This is a genomic window from Methylobacterium sp. D54C, assembly GCF_053345595.1.
In genome coordinates this window covers 145,972-165,397 of sequence record NZ_JBKFAK010000003.1, presented here as the reverse complement: position 1 = coordinate 165,397, position 19,426 = coordinate 145,972, and the positions used below count along the sequence as shown (strand labels likewise).

The 19,426-nt window shown below is 70.3% G+C and carries 21 protein-coding genes; 12 read left to right on the top strand and 9 right to left on the bottom strand.

All coding sequences use genetic code 11. From position 1 onward, the window contains the following. Positions 1-63: 63 nt before the first annotated feature. The 7 genes from ACLBYB_RS09840 to ACLBYB_RS09810 all read left to right on the top strand — a co-directional run bounded on the left by ACLBYB_RS09840 (position 64) and on the right by ACLBYB_RS09810 (position 6,413). Positions 64-498, top strand: coding sequence for a hypothetical protein (locus ACLBYB_RS09840; RefSeq protein WP_447698653.1), 435 nt, complete (start codon positions 64-66; stop codon positions 496-498). Next, the gene (locus tag ACLBYB_RS09835; protein WP_447698652.1) at positions 498-740 is read left to right on the top strand and encodes a hypothetical protein; all 243 of its coding nucleotides are present in this window, start codon (positions 498-500) and stop codon (positions 738-740) included. Before ACLBYB_RS09840 ends, ACLBYB_RS09835 begins: the two co-directional genes overlap by 1 nt. Then, complete coding sequence (locus ACLBYB_RS09830; RefSeq protein WP_091926704.1) at positions 737-1,486, top strand: ABC transporter ATP-binding protein; 750 nt, start codon at positions 737-739, stop codon at positions 1,484-1,486. The genes ACLBYB_RS09835 and ACLBYB_RS09830 overlap by 4 nt, the downstream gene beginning before the upstream one ends. Then, positions 1,483-2,376, top strand: coding sequence for an ABC transporter permease (locus tag ACLBYB_RS09825; protein ID WP_020092089.1), 894 nt, complete (start codon positions 1,483-1,485; stop codon positions 2,374-2,376). Before ACLBYB_RS09830 ends, ACLBYB_RS09825 begins: the two co-directional genes overlap by 4 nt. 13 nt (positions 2,377-2,389) lie before the next feature. Further along, a complete protein-coding gene (locus ACLBYB_RS09820) occupies positions 2,390-3,028 on the top strand; it encodes a hypothetical protein (RefSeq protein ID WP_091676777.1) in 639 nt (212 codons plus the stop codon). Positions 3,029-3,275: 247 nt separating this feature from the next. Further along, positions 3,276-5,846, top strand: coding sequence for a TonB-dependent receptor (locus ACLBYB_RS09815; protein WP_447698651.1), 2,571 nt, complete (start codon positions 3,276-3,278; stop codon positions 5,844-5,846). Between the two features lie 213 nt (positions 5,847-6,059). Next, on the top strand, positions 6,060-6,413 hold the full coding sequence (locus ACLBYB_RS09810; protein ID WP_132366675.1) for a hypothetical protein: 354 nt from the start codon (positions 6,060-6,062) through the stop codon (positions 6,411-6,413). Positions 6,414-6,454: 41 nt separating this feature from the next. Here ACLBYB_RS09810 and ACLBYB_RS09805 read toward each other — a convergent pair whose 3' ends face one another. From ACLBYB_RS09805 to ACLBYB_RS09790, 4 genes are all read right to left on the bottom strand, one after another. After that, on the bottom strand, positions 6,455-7,972 hold the full coding sequence (locus tag ACLBYB_RS09805; RefSeq protein ID WP_447698650.1) for an undecaprenyl-phosphate glucose phosphotransferase: 1,518 nt from the start codon (positions 7,970-7,972) through the stop codon (positions 6,455-6,457). Positions 7,973-8,116: 144 nt separating this feature from the next. Next, on the bottom strand, positions 8,117-9,316 hold the full coding sequence (locus ACLBYB_RS09800; RefSeq protein WP_447698649.1) for a glycosyltransferase family 4 protein: 1,200 nt from the start codon (positions 9,314-9,316) through the stop codon (positions 8,117-8,119). Between the two features lie 141 nt (positions 9,317-9,457). After that, on the bottom strand, positions 9,458-10,141 hold the full coding sequence (trhA, locus tag ACLBYB_RS09795) for a PAQR family membrane homeostasis protein TrhA (protein WP_447698648.1): 684 nt from the start codon (positions 10,139-10,141) through the stop codon (positions 9,458-9,460). Positions 10,142-10,291: 150 nt separating this feature from the next. Beyond that, entirely contained in the window at positions 10,292-11,395 is a 1,104-nt protein-coding gene (locus tag ACLBYB_RS09790) for a COX15/CtaA family protein (protein WP_447698647.1), read from the bottom strand. A 210-nt stretch (positions 11,396-11,605) separates the two neighbouring features. Here ACLBYB_RS09790 and ACLBYB_RS09785 point away from each other — a divergent pair, with 210 nt between their 5' ends. Together ACLBYB_RS09785 and ACLBYB_RS09780 are read left to right on the top strand one after the other, a co-directional pair. Beyond that, positions 11,606-11,812, top strand: a complete 207-nt coding sequence (locus tag ACLBYB_RS09785; RefSeq protein WP_012319661.1) for a DUF2842 domain-containing protein — start codon at positions 11,606-11,608, stop codon at positions 11,810-11,812. A gap of 66 nt (positions 11,813-11,878) precedes the next feature. Continuing rightward, on the top strand, positions 11,879-12,244 hold the full coding sequence (locus ACLBYB_RS09780) for a hypothetical protein (protein ID WP_020092097.1): 366 nt from the start codon (positions 11,879-11,881) through the stop codon (positions 12,242-12,244). 24 nt (positions 12,245-12,268) lie between these two features. Here the strand turns inward: ACLBYB_RS09780 and aat are convergent, their stop codons facing one another. From aat to ACLBYB_RS09760, 4 genes are all read right to left on the bottom strand, one after another. After that, positions 12,269-12,952, bottom strand: a complete 684-nt coding sequence (gene aat, locus ACLBYB_RS09775; protein ID WP_020092098.1) for a leucyl/phenylalanyl-tRNA--protein transferase — start codon at positions 12,950-12,952, stop codon at positions 12,269-12,271. 79 nt (positions 12,953-13,031) lie between these two features. After that, entirely contained in the window at positions 13,032-14,384 is a 1,353-nt protein-coding gene (gene accC / locus ACLBYB_RS09770; RefSeq protein WP_447698646.1) for an acetyl-CoA carboxylase biotin carboxylase subunit, read from the bottom strand. Between the two features lie 104 nt (positions 14,385-14,488). Then, positions 14,489-14,965: an acetyl-CoA carboxylase biotin carboxyl carrier protein gene (gene accB / locus ACLBYB_RS09765; protein ID WP_427508824.1), complete on the bottom strand. Its 477-nt coding sequence runs from the start codon at positions 14,963-14,965 to the stop codon at positions 14,489-14,491. A 156-nt stretch (positions 14,966-15,121) separates the two neighbouring features. Further along, complete coding sequence (locus tag ACLBYB_RS09760; protein WP_447698645.1) at positions 15,122-15,904, bottom strand: DsbA family protein; 783 nt, start codon at positions 15,902-15,904, stop codon at positions 15,122-15,124. 182 nt (positions 15,905-16,086) lie between these two features. Between ACLBYB_RS09760 and ACLBYB_RS09755 the strand changes: the two genes are divergently transcribed. Next, positions 16,087-17,241 carry a pyridoxal phosphate-dependent aminotransferase gene (locus tag ACLBYB_RS09755; protein ID WP_447698644.1) on the top strand — a complete coding sequence of 385 codons (1,155 nt, stop codon included), beginning with the start codon at positions 16,087-16,089 and terminating at the stop codon, positions 17,239-17,241. A gap of 4 nt (positions 17,242-17,245) precedes the next feature. Here the strand turns inward: ACLBYB_RS09755 and gph are convergent, their stop codons facing one another. Then, positions 17,246-17,938, bottom strand: a complete 693-nt coding sequence (gene gph, locus ACLBYB_RS09750; RefSeq protein WP_091976445.1) for a phosphoglycolate phosphatase — start codon at positions 17,936-17,938, stop codon at positions 17,246-17,248. 172 nt (positions 17,939-18,110) lie between these two features. On the opposite strand from gph, the gene ACLBYB_RS09745 reads away from it, so the two are divergent. Continuing rightward, a complete protein-coding gene (locus ACLBYB_RS09745) occupies positions 18,111-18,575 on the top strand; it encodes a hypothetical protein (RefSeq protein WP_020092104.1) in 465 nt (154 codons plus the stop codon). A gap of 129 nt (positions 18,576-18,704) precedes the next feature. Further along, entirely contained in the window at positions 18,705-19,418 is a 714-nt protein-coding gene (rpiA, locus tag ACLBYB_RS09740) for a ribose-5-phosphate isomerase RpiA (RefSeq protein ID WP_020092105.1), read from the top strand. The last annotated feature ends 8 nt before the right edge of the window (positions 19,419-19,426 follow it).

The window sequence follows — 19,426 nt, the reverse complement described above, 5'->3', positions numbered from 1 at the left end:
CGCGACCTCCGGGCGCCGAGCGAGGACGGCCGCGCGCGACGCGGCCCTAGGGTGGAACACGACATGACACGCATGTTTCGAACGGCGGCCCTCAGCCTGGCAGGGCTGCTCGCCGCGGCACCGGCCAGTGCCCTCGACCTGACCAAGAAGCGGGAGAACCTGCCCGACCTCGTCCTGGGCGACGATCAGGGCAACGACTTCGTGGTCGAGAACAAGGACATCACGCTGGAATCCGGCAAGGCCTACCGGCTACGGATCGTCGCCAAGGGGCGCCAGGAATACAAATTCTACGCGCCGGAGTTCTTCCGCTACATCTGGTTCAACCAGATCGTGATCGAGCACAAGGAGATCCACGGCGGCGGCCCACCCGATCACCTGGAGTTCGACGATCCCGGCGAGATCGCCATCGAGTTCGTCGCGATCAAGCCCGGCACCTACTTGTGGTCGGTGCACGGCCTGGAGTCCAAGGGCATGACCGGCACGCTGACGGTGAAGTGATGCGCCTCCTCCTCCTCTCCGCCTGCCTCCTCGCCGCCGGCCCGGCCCTCGCGGCCGACGACGCCGCGTCCTGCGCCGAGGGCATCACGATGATCCGCGATGCCCTCGCCCTAAACCCGCCCGAGACGGCGGTGCCGAAGCTCAAGAAGGCCCTGCGGGTGGCCGAGCGGGAGCAGAAGGAGGGCGAGTTCGACGAGTGCCTCGACGCCGTCTCCGACGCCCGGAAGGTCCTGGGCCGATGAGCGCGACCGAGCCGGCGGCCCTCCTGATCGAGCATGTCGGCCACAAGTTCGGCGCCCGCGCCGCGCTGGACGACGTCTCGATCACGGTGGAGCGTGGCCACTTCGCCGCGCTGCTGGGGCCGAACGGCGCCGGCAAGACGACGCTGTTCTCGGTCATCACCCGGCTCTACAACAACCAGACCGGGCGGGTCTCGATCTTCGGCCACGCCCTGGATCGCGAGCCGTCCCGGGCGCTGGCGCGGCTCGGCGTCGTGTTCCAGGCCCGCACCCTCGACACCGACCTGACGGTCGAGCAGAACCTCCTCTACCACGCGAGCCTGCACGGCATCGCCCGTGGCGCCGCCAAGGTCCGTGTGGGCGAGCTGCTCGACCGCGTCGGACTCGCGGACCGGCGCCACGACAAGGTGCGCACACTCTCGGGTGGCCAGTCGCGCCGGATCGAGATCGCCCGCTCCCTGATCCACCGCCCCGACCTGCTGCTCCTCGACGAGCCCACCGTCGGCCTCGACCTAGAATCCCGGGCCGACATCGTGGCGATCGTCCGCGCCCTGGTGCGCGAGGAGGGGTTGTCGGTGCTCTGGGCGACCCACATCTTCGAGGAGATCGCGGACGACGACGACGCCGTGGTGCTGCACCGGGGCCGGATCGTCGCCCGGGGCCGGGCCGGCGGGATCGGAAGGCCCGGCGAGGCGCTCGCCGACGCGTTCCGCCGCCTGGTCGCCGAGCCGGGGAGGGCGGCGGCATGACGAACCCGACACCGCTCGCCACCCGGATCGGCACCGCCCCGCCGCGCGGCCAGGCCGCGCGGATCGGCCGCCTCGACGCGGTCGGCTACCTGATCTGCCTCGGCGGCATCGTCCGCCGCGAGCTGCTGCGCTTCTTCAATCAGAAGGAGCGGTTCTTCTCGGCGCTGGTCCGGCCGCTGGTCTGGCTGTTCATCTTCGCGGCCGGCTTCCGCAACACGCTCGGCGTGTCCATCGAGCCGCCCTACCAGACCTACGTGCTCTACGAGGTCTACGTGGTCCCGGGCCTCGCCGTGATGATCCAGCTGTTCAACGGCATGCAATCGTCGCTGTCGATGGTCTACGACCGCGAGGTCGGCTCGATGAAGGTGCTGCTCACCTCGCCCTATCCGCGGTGGCTGCTCCTGCTCGCCAAGCTGATCGCCGGCGTCGCCGTGTCGATCGTGCAGGCCTACGCGTTCCTGGCCGTGGCGTATTTCTGGGAGAGCGACATCCCGTGGCTGGGCTACCTCGCGGCCCTGCCGGCCTTCCTGGCCACGGGGCTGATGCTGGGGGCGATCGGGCTGTTCCTGTCCTCGCTGGTCCGCCAGCTCGAGAACTTCGCCAGCGTGATGAACTTCGTGATCTTCCCGATGTTCTTCGCCTCGTCGGCCCTGTACCCCCTGTGGCGGATCCGGGAATCCTCCGAGACCCTCTACTGGATCTGCGAGCTGAACCCATTCAGCCACGCGGTCCAGCTCGTCCGCTACGCCCTCTACCTCCAGTTCGAGCCGGTCGCCTGCGCCGTGGTGCTGGGCGTGGGGCTCGCCTTCTTCGGCATGGCGGTGGTCGCCTACGACCCCGGCCGCGGCATCATGGCCCGGCGCGGCGGCCCGGCCGGCGACAACACCTGATGGAGTCCGCCCAATGAACGTCCTCCTGACCCGCATCGTCGGCCCGGCGCTGGGGCTCGCGATCCTCGCCGGTCCAGCCCTGGCGCAGCCGAAACAGGATCCGGATTGGCCCTGCGTCCAGCGCAAGGTCGCCACACTCAGTCCCGGCCAGTTCTGGACCGGTCCCGACGTGGAGGCCGCCGGCGACTGGGGCAGCGACAACGACGCCGCCGTCCTGGCGCAGAAGATCGCGTCGCGCCGCACCGACCTCTCGCAGGTCGGCCCGCTCCTCGACACGTTCGCGGAGAAGTTCGGCTCCGACAAGGACGCGAAGGACAAGGCCCTGACCCGCGTCTACGCCGGCGTGTTCGAGGTGCTGAACGGCGAGCGCAACAAGGTGGTGGGTGGCATCGCGCGCTACGCGCAGGGCCAGCGACGGATGGCCGAGCGAATCCGCGACGAGGCCGACAAGATCAGTCAGGTGAAGGACGCGCCGAGCGCCTCCGACGCCACGGAACTCCCGAAGGACCAGTCCGAGCTGGAGACGAAGTTCGCCTGGGATCGCCGGATCTTTCAGGAGCGAAGCCAGTCGCTGACCTATGTCTGCGAGGTTCCGCAGTTGCTCGAGCAGCGGCTCGGTGAGATCGCGCGCCTGATTCAGGCACGGCTCTGACCACGCGCCAGCGATCATTGCCAAACTATCCCGGGCAGATTGCCGAAATATCCTTAAGTGGCTGAAATCTTTACCGAAACTGTTGCTGTTTAACCACGTGGCGGCGGCTTCGGTCGGCGCGGGCCGGAAATGAGGCCGAAACGCGTCTCACGTGTTCTTGAACCAATTGTGCGCGTTCCCGGCACCCTCCAAGAAAGACCCAAGCTCGGCAGTCACGAGCACGTGTTTGGGTTTGAGGGGGTTGGGGATGTCACTTCGGGCGCTTCGGAGCAGCCTGGTCGCGTCGGCATCGGTGCTCGCCGGGACGGTTCTCCCGGCAGCGGTGCAGGCTCAGCAATCGGTCACGCTCGGCGAGATCAGCGTCGTCTCGACGTCGCCGGTCGGGTCCGGCGGCGGAAATTCGAGCCAGGCGCAGATCTTCAACGGTCCCGGACCGGTGCCGCCGGCCGGCTCCCTGGGACCGAGCACCGGCGTGCGGCTGCGCGGCTCCGAGCAGCCGCTCTACAAGATCCCCAGCACCGTCGAATCGGTCACGGCGAGCGATATCACGATCGATCGCGCCAGCGACAACCTGACCACAACGCTGGCCCGCCGCACGCCCGGCATCAACATCTCGGACTCGCAGGGCAACAACAACCGCGTCGACATCACCTACCGCGGCTTCACGGCCTCGCCCGTGCAGGGCGTGCCGCAGGGCCTCGCCGTGTATCAGAACGGCGTGCGCATCAACGAGGCCTTCGGCGACATCGTCAACTTCGACCTGATCCCGCCGCAGGCAATCCAGCGCATCGACGTGGTCACCGGCAACCCGGTCTTCGGCCTCAACGCGCTCGGCGGCGCGGTCAACATCCAGATGAAGAACGGCTTCACCTGGCAGGGCACCGAGATCTCGGCCTGGGGCGGCTCGGACGCGCGCACCGCCGGCTATCTCGAGTACGGCAAGGTCTCCGGCCCGTGGAGCGTCTACTTCACCGGCGACGGCCTGAACGACCGCGGCTGGCGCTACGAGAGCCCGAGCACGATCGGCCGTCTCTACGGTGACATCGGCTACCGCTCGCAGGATGCGGAGTTCCACCTGATCGGGCTCGCCGCCCGCAGCTTCTTCGGCGCGGCCGCGGCCACGCCGGTGGACTTCACCCACCGCGACCCGCGGGCGATCTTCACCTTCCCGCAGACCACCACCACCGAGGTCGGCACGCTCCAGCTGACCGGCCGGGTCGACATCTCGCCGACCTGGGACCTCGCCGGCAACGCCTATTTCCGCCGCTTCAGCCAGACCTACGTCGACGGCAACGACGGCAACTTCGAGAACTGCAGCACACGCTCCAGCTTCCGCGGCAACCTCTGCTTCGAGGATGACGGGTTCAGCCCGGCGGCCGGACAGTCGCAGCTCGCCTTCCGCAACCAGTTCCTGATCCTGGGGCAGCAGAACCAGCGCATCCCGTTCCGGGCGGGCATCCCGTACGGCACGCTGGACACGACCCGGACGGAAGCTACAGGCTTCGGCGGCTCGCTCCAGGCCGCCAACCGCGACCGGATCTTCGGCTTGTCCAACACCTTCGTGGTCGGCGGCAGCATCGACGCGGCCAATTACGGCTTCAAGTCGTCCAGCACGCTCGGCGTCATCAACCCGGATCTGTCGATCACAACCAACCCGAGCAACCCGTTCTACGGCAACGTCCCGGGCCTCGGCACGCCGCAGCTACGGACCGCCGGCGCGCTCGGCATCGCGCCGAGCTCGGTCAACGGCTCCAACCTCTACATGGGTCTCTACACCCTCGACACGCTCGACGTGACCGACCGGCTGTCGCTGACCGCCGGCGCCCGGCTCAACTTCGCGCGCATCCAGAGCGAGGACCTGACCGGCTTCTCGCCGGACGTGACCGGCACGCACTACTTCAACAAGATCAACCCGGTCGCCGGCCTGACCTACCGGTTCTTCGACGCGCTGAACCTCTACGGCAGCTACTCGGAGTCGAACCGCGCCCCGACCCCGCTGGAGCTGGCCTGCGCCAACCCGGACCGGCCGTGCCTGCTGCCGAACTCGCTGGTGGCCGACCCGCCGCTCAAGCAGGTCACCGGACGGACCTACGAGGTCGGCTTCCGCGGCCAGCTGCCGAACACCTATGACGGCGGCATCATCACCTACAAGATTGGCGCCTTCCGCACCGATCTCGCCAACGACATCCTGTCGCTGGCCACCCCCGGCAACACCGCCCGCGCCTACTTCGTCAACGTGCCGTCGACGCAGCGGCAGGGCATCGAGGTCGGCGGCGAGTACACGGCCGATTACCTGCGGGTCTACGCCAACTACGCGCTGGTCGACGCGACCTTCCAGTTCAACGGCACCCTGTCGTCGCCCAACAACCCGCTCGCGGATGACGGCGCGATCCAGGTCCGCAAGGGCAACGTCGTGCCGCTGGTGCCGACCCACCAGATCAAGGCCGGGTTCGACTACTTCGTCACGCCCAACTGGCAGTTCGGCCTCTACCTCCAGGCCTTCTCCTCGTCCTATTTCCGCGGCGACGAGTCGAACCTGAACCGCAAGCTGCCGCCGTACTACGTTCTGAACTTCCAGACGAAGTATCAGGTGACGAAGAACCTCGAGGTCTTCGGCCTCATCACCAACCTGACCAACAACCGCTACACCACGTTCGGCACCTACGCCGAGCCGGGCGCGGTGGCGGGCAACCTGCGGATCAGCGATCCGCGGACCACGACCCTGGCGCAGCCCTTCTCGGTCTACGCCGGCATCCGCTACGCCTTCGGCGCCGATCCGGTGCCGATGTCGCCGGAGCCGATCATCCGGAAGTACTGATCCGTCAGCGGCGTCGAGAGGCGGGCGCCTCCCGCGGCCAGAAGGCCGCGCGGGGCGCCCGTCGCGTTTCCGCGCTACCGCATGCGGCCTCCTGTCTCGGGAACGGGCCCGTTCGCCCGGCGTCTCCCCGGTAGCCGCACCGGCGCATCACCGTCCGCTCATGCATGAGGGGTCGGCGCCGGCCGCATCCCGACACCGTGGAGCCTCGTCCCGATGATCATGCGTTTCGCCGTTGCAGCCCTGGCCCTGGCGGCCGCCACGCCGGCCCTGGCGACCCCGTGCGCCGACGAGGTCGACACGCTGCAGCGGCGGCTGGACAGCGCCGGCGCGGCCTCGGTGACCGGCACGACGCCGCCCGGCGGCACCACGTCCTCGAACTCGCCCAAGGCGCTCGACACGCCGCCGGCGCTCACCAAGTCGGACGCCGCCGTGAAGCCCACCGCCGCGGGCGTCGAGGAAGCCAAGAAGCTGGTCGCGCAGGCGCGCCAGCAGGACAAGGGCGGCGACGCCCAGGGCTGCCGCGACACGATCCTGAAGGCCAAGGAGAAGGCCGGCGCGCTGCCGTAGCGCGCTTCCGGCCGGCACCGCTCCGGTGCCGGCCCTTCCGCTCAGTAGGCGTTCTCGGTCTTGAACAGCGCGAACGGCGTGGTCAGCAAGATCTGCAGGTCGAGCAGCACCGACCAGTTCTCAATGTAGTAGAGGTCGTGCTCGACGCGCCGCTGCAGCTTCTCTGAGGTGTCGGTCTCGCCGCGCCAGCCATTGACCTGCGCCCATCCGGTGATGCCGGGCTTCACTTTGTGGCGCGCGAAGTAGCCGTCGACCACTTGGTCGTAGAGCGTGTTGGCGGCTTTGGCCTGCAACGCGTGCGGGCGCGGGCCGACCAGCGACAGGTCGCCCTTGAGCACGTTGAACAGCTGCGGCAGCTCGTCGAGCGAGGTCTTCCGGATGAAGCGCCCGACCGGCGTGACCCGGGGATCGCCCCGTGTCACCATCTTGGCCGCGCCGGCGTCGCACTGATCCACGTACATCGAGCGGAACTTGTAGACCTCGATCAGCTCGTTGTTAAACCCGTGGCGCTTCTGCCGGAACAGCACCGGCCCGCGCGATGTCAGCCGGACCGCGAGGGCGATGACCAGCATGAGCGGCGATAGCGCTAGCAGCATCATCAGGCCGACGCAGCGGTCGAACAGCGCCTTCACCACGACGTCCCAGTCGGCGATCGGACGGTCGAACACGTCCAGCACCGGGACGGAGCCCAGATACGAGTAGCTGCGCGGGCGCAGGCGCAGCTTTGCGGCGTGCGCCGAGAGACGGATGTCGATCGGCAGGACCCAGAGCTTGGCGAGCATCTGGAGGATCCGGGCCTCCGCGGTGATCGGGATCGTGAAGACGATCAGGTCGAGCCGGGCGTGCCGCGCGTAGGCGACGAGGTCGTCGACGTTGCCGAGCTTCGGGTGCCCCGCCACCACGTCCGAGGAGCGATCGGCGTTGCGGTCGTCGAACACCCCGACGATGCGGATGCCGCTCTCGGTCTGCGTCTCCAGGGCGGCGATCAGGTCCTCCGCGGGCTGTCCGCCGCCCACGATCGCGGTGCGCCGGTCGAACCGTCCCGCCCGGGTCTGGGCATCGATGATGCGGAACAGGACGAAGCGGCCGACCAGCAGCATCGCGAGGCCGGTGCCGAAGAAGGTCGCGAGCCAGAGGCGCGAGTAGTGGTCGGCGACCTTGGCCAGCACGAGGCCGGCGGCGACCATCAGGAACGTCATCGACCACGCCGCGATCAGCCGGACGGCGGTCTTGAAGAAGCTCCGGAAGGCGGCGACCCGGTAGCCGCCGGACGCCTGGATCAGCGTCACGGTGATCACCGCGATCATGCCGATCGCGCCCGCGTAGGTCAGCCCGAACGGGACGCGGCCGCGGAGCATCAGCACGTGCAGCAATGCGCCCAAGCCGAAGATGAGCGCGCATTCCAGCCCGCGCACCAGACCGGCCACCACGACGGGCGAGATCGCCGTCGGGCCGGGGACGGCGGCCTCGGCGAGGGGGACGCTGCCCTTGGCCGGGGTCGAGGACGCCTCCATCGGGACGGCGGCCTCGAGAAGATCGCGAATGTCGAACGCGCTCATCGATCGGCTCCCCCCGAGCCTTACGGTCGCTGCCTCGGCGAAACCCTGGCACGGGGCGTTGTGGGAACATTTAAGAGCGCGGGCGCCGCCGCCTTTTCCACCGCGGCGCACAGGCCCCCGTTCCTCTTGCTGCTGGTCTCGTCGTCAGGCGGTCCGGGCCCCGGCGATCGCGCGCGGTGCGGGATCGCGGCGCTCCGCGCGGGCCTCGAAGGCCGCGGCGTAGCCGGAGATCACCTCGCTGCCCATGCGTTCCAGGGAGAAGCGCTGCCGGATCGAGGCGCTCAGACTCTGCGTCCGCTCGGCCAGGGCCTCCGGCGCGGCGTCGAGGACCCGTCGGATCCCCTCCACGAGCGCCGCCGGGTCGCGCGACGGCACGAGGTCGCGCGCGGCCGCGCCGAAGATCTCCGGGATTCCGCCGACCCGGGTGGCGACCAGGGGCTGCGCCGCCGCGGCAGCTTCCAGCACGACGTAGGGCAGCGACTCCGCGAGCGACGGGACGACGAGGATCCGCCCGCGGGCGAGCACGGAGCGGATCGCCTGCGGCGGCTCGAACGCCACCGCGTCGGCGAGGCCGAGCCGCGCCACGGTGTCGCGAAGGATCTCGGCATCCGGTCCCGACCCAACGAGGAGCAGGCGCAGCGCCCGGCCCTCGGCCCGCAGCCGGACCAGGGCCTCAAGCAGGTAGGGCAGGCCCTTAGCCTCCCGCAGCTCGCCGACGTAGAGCAGGTCGAAGGGCTCGGCGACGCGGTCCAGCGGCGCGAACTCGGCCTCGGCGATGCCGTTGTGCACGATCCGCGTCACCCGCTCAGGACCGCCGACGAAGCTCCGATGGCGGCCGGCGACGTACTCGCTCTCGAACAGGAACGCGTCGGTGCGGCGGGCGAGCACCGCCTCGGCACCCATGTAGAGGCGGTGCAGCGGGCTGCCCGGCCGGTAATTGTAGCTGCCGCCGTGCGGCGTGTAGGCGCGGATCGCCGGACCCGCCGCGGCGAGCCGGGCATAGGCGCCGCCCTTGGCGCCGTGTCCGTGCAGGACCTCCGCGCCGACCTCCGCGGCCCTCTGCGCCACGGCCCGGAGGCAGGACCAGTCCGACGGATGCGGATTGCGGCGCATCGTCAGCCGGACAAGGCCGAGGTCCAGGCAGGGCACCAGGTCCGCCAGGGCGCCCGCAGCGCGGTCGCCGCCGGTGCTGGAATCACAGACGAGACCGACATGGTGCCCCGCGGCCGCCTGAAGGCGAGCGAGATCCATCACGTGCCGGAACAAGCCGCCCACCGGCGCGCGGAACACGTGCAGGATCCTATAACGCTGAGCGATGCCAGAGTCGTTCGTCTTCGGGACCACGTTCCAGCTCCCGGGAATATCAGTCCCTAGGTTGTGGTGCACCCGTGGTCGCAGGAAACTTAATGCAGGTCGCCGCGTCTCGACCTTTCCATCAGGACGGTAACCGGAATTTTACGCGCACGGTCGCAATCGATCCCAACGCTACGTCATCGGCGAGCCGTTCAGGCTGGCCCAGATCGTCCCGTAGTGGCAGGCCGTGGCGGCGAGGACGAAGCCGTGCCAGATCGCGTTCTGGAAGGGCAGGGTCCGCCAGATGTGGAACACGACGCCGATCGAATAGAGCGCTCCGCCCATTCCCAAGAGCCACAGGGCGGTCGGCTGAAGCGCCGCGATCACTGATTCGTAGGCGAACAACCCGCTCCAGCCGAGCAACAGGTAGAGCCCGATCGAGAGGCGATCGAACCGGCCCGGCAGAAACAGCTTCACGGCGATCCCGATGAGGGCCACGACCCAGATCATCGCAAGGAGCGCGTAGGCCCGCGGGCCCGACCCGACGAGGGCCACCAGCGGCGTGTAGGTCCCGGCGATCATCAGGTAGATCAGCGCGTGATCGGCGCGGCGCAGGAGCCATTTGCGCGGGCTCACAGGGTAGAGATTGTAGACGGCCGAGACGCCGAGCATCAGGACGAGGGCCGTGGCGTACACGACAACGGCCGCACGTTCGCCGATCCCGAGATGCGCCGTGACCGCGGTCGCCACCAGGGCAACGGCACCGGCGAGGCCGAGCACCACGCCGAGACCGTGGATCACGCCATCCGCCATGATCTCCCGCGGCGTGTAGTGCCAGGTCAGGGAGAGCGGTCGACCATCCTCCGCGAGAGACATCTTGAAGCCTCCTGCAACGCGTGCAGCTTAAAGCTTGAGAAGTCTTAGTCGTTCCATGTGCAGATTGCTGATGGGGAGTTATCCCAAGGTTCCACTGAAAGCGGTAAAAGTCTCGTGCGGCGCAGCAAGACCGCTGCACCGCACGAGAGCCTAGATGCGGCCGGCGGCGAGCCCCTCGAAGCCCAGCGGCGGCTCGGCGGCTGCGGGCTCGACCAGGCCGGATCCCCGGCCGAGGCGGGCATGGACGGTGGCCATCGTGAGCACCGCCATGGCGAGCACCTGATGCGCGAGCGCCGCCCAGAGCGGCACGGCGAGGAGCAGCGTCGCGATCCCAAGCGCCATCTGGGCGAGGACGAGGATGACGACCCCCGTGGCCCGCCCAGCCGCGCTCTTCGGGCCGGTGAGCCGGGCGTCGACGGCGTGCAGCACCGCCACGACGAAGACGAGGTAGGCCGTCACCCGGTGGTCGAACTGAACGAGGGCGTGGTTGTCGATGAAATTCTCGATCCACGGCCGGATCGCGAACAGGCTGTCCAGCGGCGGGACGAGGTGGCCGTCCATGGTCGGCCATGTGTTGTAGACGAGGCCGGCATGCGAGCCGGCGACGAGGCCACCGAGGAAGATCTGCACCAGGACCAGGATTGGCAGCAGCAAGGCCGTGGCCCGCAGGCGCGCCGGGGCGGGCGCCAGGACGCCGGGGCGCTGGCCCGCGGCCAGCCAGACCAGCCCGGCCAGGATCAGGCTCGCGGTGGTGAGGTGCAGGGCGAGCTTGAGCGGCGCCACGGCCGTCATGCCCGGCTGGAGGCCCGAGGCGACCATGATCCAGCCGATGGCGCCCTGGAGGCCGCCGAGCGCGCCGAGACCGAGCAGGCCGAGGCCGAGCCGCCGGCCGATCCGGCCCTGCCACCAGAACACGATCAGCGGCAGGAAGAACACGAGGCCAATCACCCGGCCGAGCAGGCGATGGCCCCATTCCCAGCCGTACAGCACCTTGAAGGCGGACAATCCCATCCCCTGGTTGAGGATGTTGTATTGCGGCGTGTCCCTGTACTTGGCGAACTCGGCCGCCCAGTCTGCCTCCGTCAGCGGCGGGATCGCGCCCGTGACGGGGCGCCACTCGGTGATCGACAGGCCGGACCCGGTCAGCCGCGTCGCACCGCCGACCGCCACCATGGCGACCACCAGGGCCGCGACCACGTAGAGCCAGGTTCGCACCGCCCCCGACCGCCGGTCGCCCGCGCCGCTCATGTCCATACACGTCCCTTCCGCGGAGACCGGGATGCTCCCCGCGGTGTCCGGGTTAGGGGATGTCCGGTCGCCCATCAACGGCGCCGGCGCCGCAGCCCGCGTCAGCGGGCGCGTTGCCAACCGGGTTCCGGGACGGTAGCCGTCGCCCGTCCGAGCCCGCAGCGCCCTCCGCGGGGCCGGGGGCACAGTCCGAAGGCACGGTCCAGGAACACAGCAATGCGCCGCCGCACCCGGACCCTGATCGGCACTCTCGCCATCCTGGTCTTCGTCTGCCTCTACGGGCCGCTGGCGATGACCCTGGCCGATAGCCGCATCTCGGAGACGCCGGCGGCGGTGCAGGCGGTGATCTACTCGATCCTCGGCATCGCGTGGATCTTCCCGCTGATGCCGCTGATCCGGTGGATGGAGCGACCCGATCGCTGAGGCCAACCCTCGATTTTGCCGCACTCGGGGATCACAAGCCTGCCGTCGTCGCTCGAGACCCCCTCCGTGCACCGCCCGACTCTCTGCCTCAAGCCACTGGCCGCTCTCGTCGTGCTGCTCGCGCCCCTGCCGGCCCTGGCGCAGGGGACACCGCGCTCCATCGGTGAATGCGAGCGTCTCAAGAACGACCTCGCCTACAACCAGTGTCTCGCGATGTTCGGACCGGCGGCCAAGAACGTCGCCGGGGGCTACGCCTCGGCCGATACGGCGGTCGCCATGGCGGCGACGCCCGCGGCGGCCATGGCCGAGCCGATCCCGCAGGTGGAGGAGACGGTCGAGGCCAGCACCAGCCGGCGTCGACGCTACCGGTCCGTGCGCGGCCGTCAATACGCCTCGTTCTCGACCGGCTACCGCCACCGGCGTCGGCGCTAGCGGCCACCGGCGCGGGTCGCTGCCCTAGCGGCGATCCGGAGCTTCGAGCGCCTCGAGGACCCGCGTACCCGGAACCGAACCGTCGCCGGGCCAGACGTTCCAGTCGGCGACCTGATCGAGGGCCTCGGCGAGGCGGCGCTTGTAGACGTGGCGCGGCACCTCCTCGGCACCGAACTGCGACAGGTGGTCGGTGACGAACTGGGTATCGGCGAGCCGGTAGCGCCCGGCGCGCAGGCGGGCCATCAGGTGGACGAGGGCGACCTTCGAGGCGTCGCGGACCTCGTGGAACATGCTCTCGCCGAAGAAGGCCGCCCCCAGCGAGACGCCGTACAGGCCGCCGACGAGCCGGCCGTCCGCGCCCGCGTAGACCTCGACCGTGTGGACGTGGCCGATGTCGAACAGGGCGCCGTAGAGCTCGCGGATCCGCCCGTTGATCCAGGTGCGCTCGCTGTCCCGCCGGGGCGCCGCGCAGCCGTCGATCACCCCGTCGAAATCGGTGTCGCAGCGGACCACGAACTGGTCGGACCGCACCGTCCGGGCGAGGCGCCGGGGAACGCGGAACGTGTCGAGGGGCAGAACGCCGCGCGCCTTGGGTTCGACCCAGTAGAGCGTGGGATCGTCGGCATCCTCCGCCATCGGGAAGATGCCCGCCGCGTAGGCCTTCAGCAGGATCTCAGGGGTGATGTCCACGCGGGCGGTGTCGTGCATGCCGTGAATGTCGCGCGCGGACGGCGCGAAGACCAGATCCCGCGCGCGCCGCGCTCGCCGCAGCCCCGCCCAGGTCCGGTCAGGCTTTCATGCCGCCGTCTTCCAGGAAATGCTCCAGCCAGTGAATGTCGTAAAGGCCGTTCTGCACGTCCGGGTTGCGGACCAGCGTCCGGAACAGCGGCAGCGTCGTGTCGATCCCGTCGATGACGAACTCGTCCAGGGCGCGCCGCAGCCGCATGAGGCACTCGTTGCGGGTCCGGCCGTGGACGATCAGCTTGCCGATCAGCGAATCGTAGGTCGGCGGGATCCGATAGCCCTGGAACGCGGCCGAATCGACGCGGACGCCGAGGCCGCCGGGGGTGTGGTAGTGGGTGATCTCACCGGGCGACGGCCGGAAGGTCTCCGGGTGCTCGGCGTTGATCCGGCACTCGATGGCGTGGCCCTCGACCTTGATGTCCGCCTGGCTCACCGACAGCGGGCCGCCCGAGGCGACCTGGATCTGCTCGATCACGAGGTCGATCCCGGTGATCATCTCGGTCACCGGATGCTCGACCTGGATGCGGGTGTTCATCTCGATGAAGTAGAACCGCCCGTCCTCGTAGAGGAACTCGATCGTCCCGGCGCCGAGGTAGCCGAGCTCCTTCATGGCGTTGGCGCAGATGCCGCCGATCTCGGCGCGCATCGACTCGTTGAGGGCCGGCGAACCGCCTTCCTCCCAGACCTTCTGGTGTCGGCGCTGGAGGGAGCAGTCGCGCTCGGCGAGGTGCACGGCGCCGCCGCGGCCGTCGCCGAGCACCTGCACCTCGATGTGCCGGGGCTTCTCCAGGTATTTCTCGAGATAGACCGCGTCGTCGCCGAAGGCGGCCTTGGCCTCGGACTTGGCCATGCCGATCGCCTGCTCGAGCTCGGCCTCGGAGCGCGCGACCTTCATGCCGCGGCCGCCGCCGCCAGCCGCCGCCTTGACGAGCACCGGGTAGCCGATCTCGGCGGCCACGCGCTTGGCGGTGTCGGCATCCTCGACGCCGCCCTCGGAGCCCGGCACGCAGGGAATGCCGAGCTTCAGCGCCGTACGCTTGGCCTCGATCTTGTCGCCCATGGTGCGGATGTGCTGCGCCTTGGGTCCGATGAAGCCGATCTGGTGATGGGCCAGAACCTCGGCGAAGCGGGCATTCTCCGACAGGAAGCCGTAGCCGGGATGCACGGCATCGGCCCCGGTGATCTCGCAGGCCGCGATGATCGACGGGATGTTGAGGTAGCTGTCGCGGGCGGCCGGCGGCCCGATGCAGACGCTCTCGTCGGCGAGGCGCACGTGCATCGCGTCCGCGTCGGCGGTGGAGTGGACCGCCACGGTAGCGATCCCGAGCTCCTTCGCCGCCCGCAGGATGCGCAGGGCGATCTCGCCGCGGTTCGCGATCAGGATCTTGTCGAACATCGGACCCGTTAGGGCGTCCTGGCGATCCCGGACCGCGCAGGATGCTCTATCCTCTCGTGTTGCGGCGTCGTCCGGGACTGGGCGGCGGGCGCCCGGCGGACGTCCTAGGTGATGACGAGCAGGGCCTCGCCGAACTCGACCGGCTGACCGTCCTCGACGAAGATGGCGCTGATCGTGCCGGCGCGGGGCGCCACGATCTCGTTGAAGGTCTTCATCGCCTCGATCAGCAGCAGCTTGTCGCCGACCGCGACCGTCGAGCCGACATCCACGAAGGCCTTGGCGTCGGGCGAGGGGCGGAGATAGGCGGTCCCGACCATCGGCGAGGGCACGGTGCCGGGCTGCGCGCGGGCCGGCTCGGCCGGGGCGAGGGGAGACGACGCGGCAGGCGCGGGCACCGGAGGCGGGGCGACGGCCGCGAGCGGCGCGGGCGCCGCGACCTGCACGCTCACGGGCTCGAGCCGCCGCGCCACGCGGATGCGCAGGTCGCCCTTCTCGACCTCGATCTCGGACAGGCCGGTCTCGGTCACGAGGTTGGCGAGCTCGCGCACGAGCTCGGGATCGATGGCGTCGTTCTTTGGCATCCGGCCTACTTCGTCTCGCGGCACGTCGGTGCGTCCATCCGGGCTCGGCCCTGGACCCCACCGCGGCCCTGCGGCTGGCGGCTCTTAGACGAAGGCGCCCCGGCGCGACAAGGCTGCGCGGACCGCCTTCGGGGTTCCTCGGCCCGATCCGTCAGCTCAGCAGGAGGCGTGGCCGCACTGACGCACGTCGGCGATGGTCTTGCGCATCGGCTCGACGCCGACGGCGCCCGGGATCACCTCGTCGCCGATGATGAAAGCCGGCGTGCCCGACAGGCCCAGGCGGTCGCCGAGGCCGCGGTTCTCGCTGAGCGCGGCCTTCACCTCGGGGGAGGCCATGTCCTTCTGCAGCTTGGCCGTGTCGACGCCCATGTCCTTGGCGACCTGGATCGCGCGGGCGCCGTTCACCCGGCCCTTGGTCTCCAGAAGCTTCTGATGAAACTCGAACAGCTTGTCGCCCTTCAGCTGCTGGCGCACCGCGACGGCGACCTGGCTGGCCTCCAGCGATTCCGGGCCGAGGACCGGGAAGTCCTTGATGACCACCCGCAGCTTCGGGTCGGATTTGATCAGCGCCTGGATGTCGCCCAGGGCCTTGCGGCAGTAGCCGCAATTGTAATCGAAGAACTCGACCAGCGTGACGTCGCCCGACGGGTTGCCGGCAACGACGTCGTGGGGACCGTTGTGGAGAGCCTCGCGCGACTCCTTGAGGGCGGCGGCCTGGGCCAGGCGCTGCGTCTCGGCCTGCTGCTTCTCGGCCTCGGCGAGGGCCTCTTGGAGCACCTCGGGATGCTTGATCAGGTAGTCCTTGACGATCGCCTCGATGCCGGCGCGCTGCGCGTCGGTGAACGGCGCGGCGGGGGGCGTCACGGTCTGCGCGAGGGCCGGGACGGCGACGAGGCCGAGCGCCAGGACCAGCGCGGGCAGGGGGCGGATGAAGGGCATAGATCCTCGCTTGCGCGGCGGGGCGGCCCGCGCGTGGCGCGAGCGGTAGGGGCTGGGTTAGGCGTTTTCGCGGCGTCCGGTCAATTCCCGCGGCGAGGGCGGCGTGCGCGCCGGCTTGAGGCGGGAAGGGGGAGCGTCTAACCCCCGGAGGCTCCAGCGTCGTCCGGCTCAGAGCAGACCCCATGATCCCGATCTCCCGGCGCGCCGCCGCCGTCCAGCCGTTCCTCGCGATGGATGTCATGGCCGCCGCCGCCGCCAAGGCGCGGGCCGGCAGCGACGTGGTGCGGATGGAGGTCGGCCAGCCGTCGGCACCGGCGCCCCGGGCAGTCATCGCGGCCGCGCAGGGGGCGCTCGCGACCGGCCGCGTGCCCTACACCGAGGCCCTGGGCCTGCCGTCTCTGCGCGCCCGCATCGCCCGGGACTACGCGGAGCGGCACGGCGTCGCGGTGAGCCCGGAGCGCGTGGTGATCACCACCGGATCCTCGGCCGGCTTCATCCTCGCATTCATGAGCCTGTTCGACGCCGGCGCCCGGGTCGCCGTCCCGCAGCCGGGCTATCCCGCCTATCGCAGCATCCTGGCCGCCCTCGACCTCTTGCCGGCGCCGATGGTGCTGCGCGCCGATGACCGCTTCGCGCCGACCGCCGCCCTGCTGCGCGAGACCCACGCCCGCGCGCCGGTCTCCGGGGCACTGGTGATGAGCCCGGCGAACCCCTCCGGCACAGTCATCACGGAGGGCGCCCTGCAGGATCTCTGCGCGGCGGCGCGCGGCCTCGGCCTGCCGCTGATCTCCGACGAGATCTATCACGGCCTCAGCTACGGCGAGCCCACCGTCACGGCCCTGCGCTTCGACCCCGACGCAGTCGTGATCAACTCGTTCTCGAAGTACCACTGCATGACCGGCTGGCGCGTCGGCTGGATGGTCGTGCCGGAGGCGCTGGTCCGCCCGATCGAGCGGCTGGCCCAGAACCTCTACATCTCGGCGCCGTACCTGTCGCAGGTCGGCGCCCTGGCGGCCTTCGACGCGACGGACGAACTCGACGCCGTTCGCGACGGCTACGCACGCAACCGCGCGATCCTCCTGGACGCGCTGCCGGCCCTCGGCCTCGGCCGCGTCCACCCGGCCGACGGCGCCTTCTACCTCTACGCGGACGTCTCGAACCTCACCAACGACGCTTCGGACTTCTGCCGGCGCATGCTTGACGAGGCGCACGTCGCGGCGACGCCGGGCCTCGATTTCGATCCGGACGTGGGCAACCACCACGTCCGCTTCTCCTTCGCGGGCTCGGAGACCGAGTGCCGCGAGGCGGCGCGGCGCCTGAAGGCGTGGCTGCGCTGACAGGTCAGGCAGCCGGCACGAGGGCGCCGACCGCCTCGACCAGCTCAGAGAAGTGCTCGATCACCCGGTCGGGCCCGAGCTCGGCGACCGGGCGGTCGGTGTAGCCGAAGGTGACCGCCACCACCGGGATCCCGGCGGCCTTGGCGGTGTCGATGTCGGTGCGGGAATCGCCTACCATCACCGCGCGGGCCGGATCGCCGTCGGCGCGGGCGATGGTGCCGGTCAGGTGGCGCGGGTCGGGCTTCGACTGCGGGAAGGTGTCCCGACCGCAGATCGCCGCGAAGCGGTGGCCGATGCCGAGGAGGCGCAGCAGCTCGACCGACTGCCCCTCGTACTTGTTGGTGCAGACCGCGAGCCGGAAACCCGCCGCCTCGAGGGCGTCGAGCGCCTCGACAACGCCCGGGAAGAGGTGGGACGTGTCGGCGAGGTGCGCCCCGTAATGGGCGATGAAGGCGTCGAACAGCCGGTCGTGGTCCTCCGGCGAGAGTGGCCGGCCCTCGGCCTCGAAACCCCGCCGGATCAGCGCCCGGGCGCCGGCGCCGATCAGCCCGCGCGCCTGCGAGAGGGGCAGCTCGGCCAATCCCTCGCGCTTCATCAGCACGTTGAGGGTGCCGATAAGGTCGCCCGCGGTCTCAGCGAGCGTCCCGTCCAGGTCGAACACGGCGATCGGGGGCTTGCGCGTCGATTCGGTAGACATGCCTGGGCGGTTCCGTGCTCGGCGGGATCTCGAACGGCGTCGCTATCGGGACCGGGCACCCGGGGCAAGCCGACCGGCGCGGCACGGCGGATGCGCGGATCGTCTCACCGGGCGCCCCAGACTCGCCCGAAAGCGCAGCGAAACGCAGCGCGTACCAGCCCCGGGACCCGCGATGAAACTCTTCCTGCCCCTCCTGGCCGCCTGCGCCGCGCTGCAAGCCCTGCCGGCGGCGGCGACCTCCTTCGAGTTCGTGCCCGCCCCGCAGACCGACCTGAACCGGATGTACCGGGTCGACAAGGTGACCGGCGAGGTGACCTCCTGCCAGTACGGCCTCCAGGAATCGGCGGGCGGCATCGGCCAGACGGTCTGCTTCGGATCGGGAGAGGGCGCCGGGCCGCAGACCCCGTCCGAATACGGGCTGGTGGCGAGCCGGCATACCCGCGAGGCCGGCGTCTTCCGGGTGAACTATCGCACCGGCGAGATGAGCATCTGCTTCGTGCTGGTGAAGAAGGAGCAGGTCGTCTGCACGCAGCAGGGCAAGCCGGGCGCCGAGGGCGCGTCCGACGCGCCGCTGACCGGTCCGGCCCCGGGTCGCGCGGGCGCCAGCGCCACCCCGACCCAGGGCGGCCGTCCGTGACGCGGCCGTGCGGGCGGGGCGTTCCGGTCGGCCCGGTCCCGTGCTAGGGGCCGCCCGACGCCCACGGAAAGACCGGCTGCCCATGACCCGCGCTCCCTCGCTCCCCCTCGCCGACCGGGCCGTGTCCCGGTGAGTGGGCCGGACCTGAGGCGGGCCGCGGCCGCCCGCGCCCTCGACCTCGTCGAACCGGGCATGCGGCTCGGCCTCGGCACGGGCTCCACGGCGGCGGCCTTCGTGGCGCTCCTCGGCGAGCGCGTCCGCGCCGGCCTCGACATCGTCGGCGTCCCGACCTCCGAGGCCACGCGCGCGCAGGCCGAGGGCCTGGGCATCCGCCTCGCGACCCTGGACGAGCAGCCCGAGCTCGACCTGACCATCGACGGCGCCGACGAGGTCGACGACCGGCTGCGCCTGATCAAGGGCGGCGGCGCGGCACTCCTGCGCGAGAAGATCGTCGCCTGCGCGAGCCATCGCATGGTGGTGATCGCCGACGCGGCCAAGCACGTGGCGCGGCTGGGCGCCTTCCCGCTCCCGATCGAGGTCAATCCCTTCGGCCTCAAGGCCACGCACCGGGCCGTCGAGGCCGCAATCGCCGGGACCGGCTGCTCCGGCGAGGTCCGGCTGCGCGCCCTGACGGATGGCAAGCCCCTGGTCACCGACGGAGGCCATTACATCCTCGACGCGCGCCTCGGAGCGATTCCTGATCCGGAGGCCCTCGGCGCCGCCCTCTGGGCCGTGCCGGGCGTCGTCGAGCACGGTCTGTTCCTCGGCATCGCCGACGCCGCGATCCTGGCGGCGGCGCGGGACGGGCAGGCCGAGGTCACCGTTCTCGGCAGCCTCACCTGAGGCGCCGC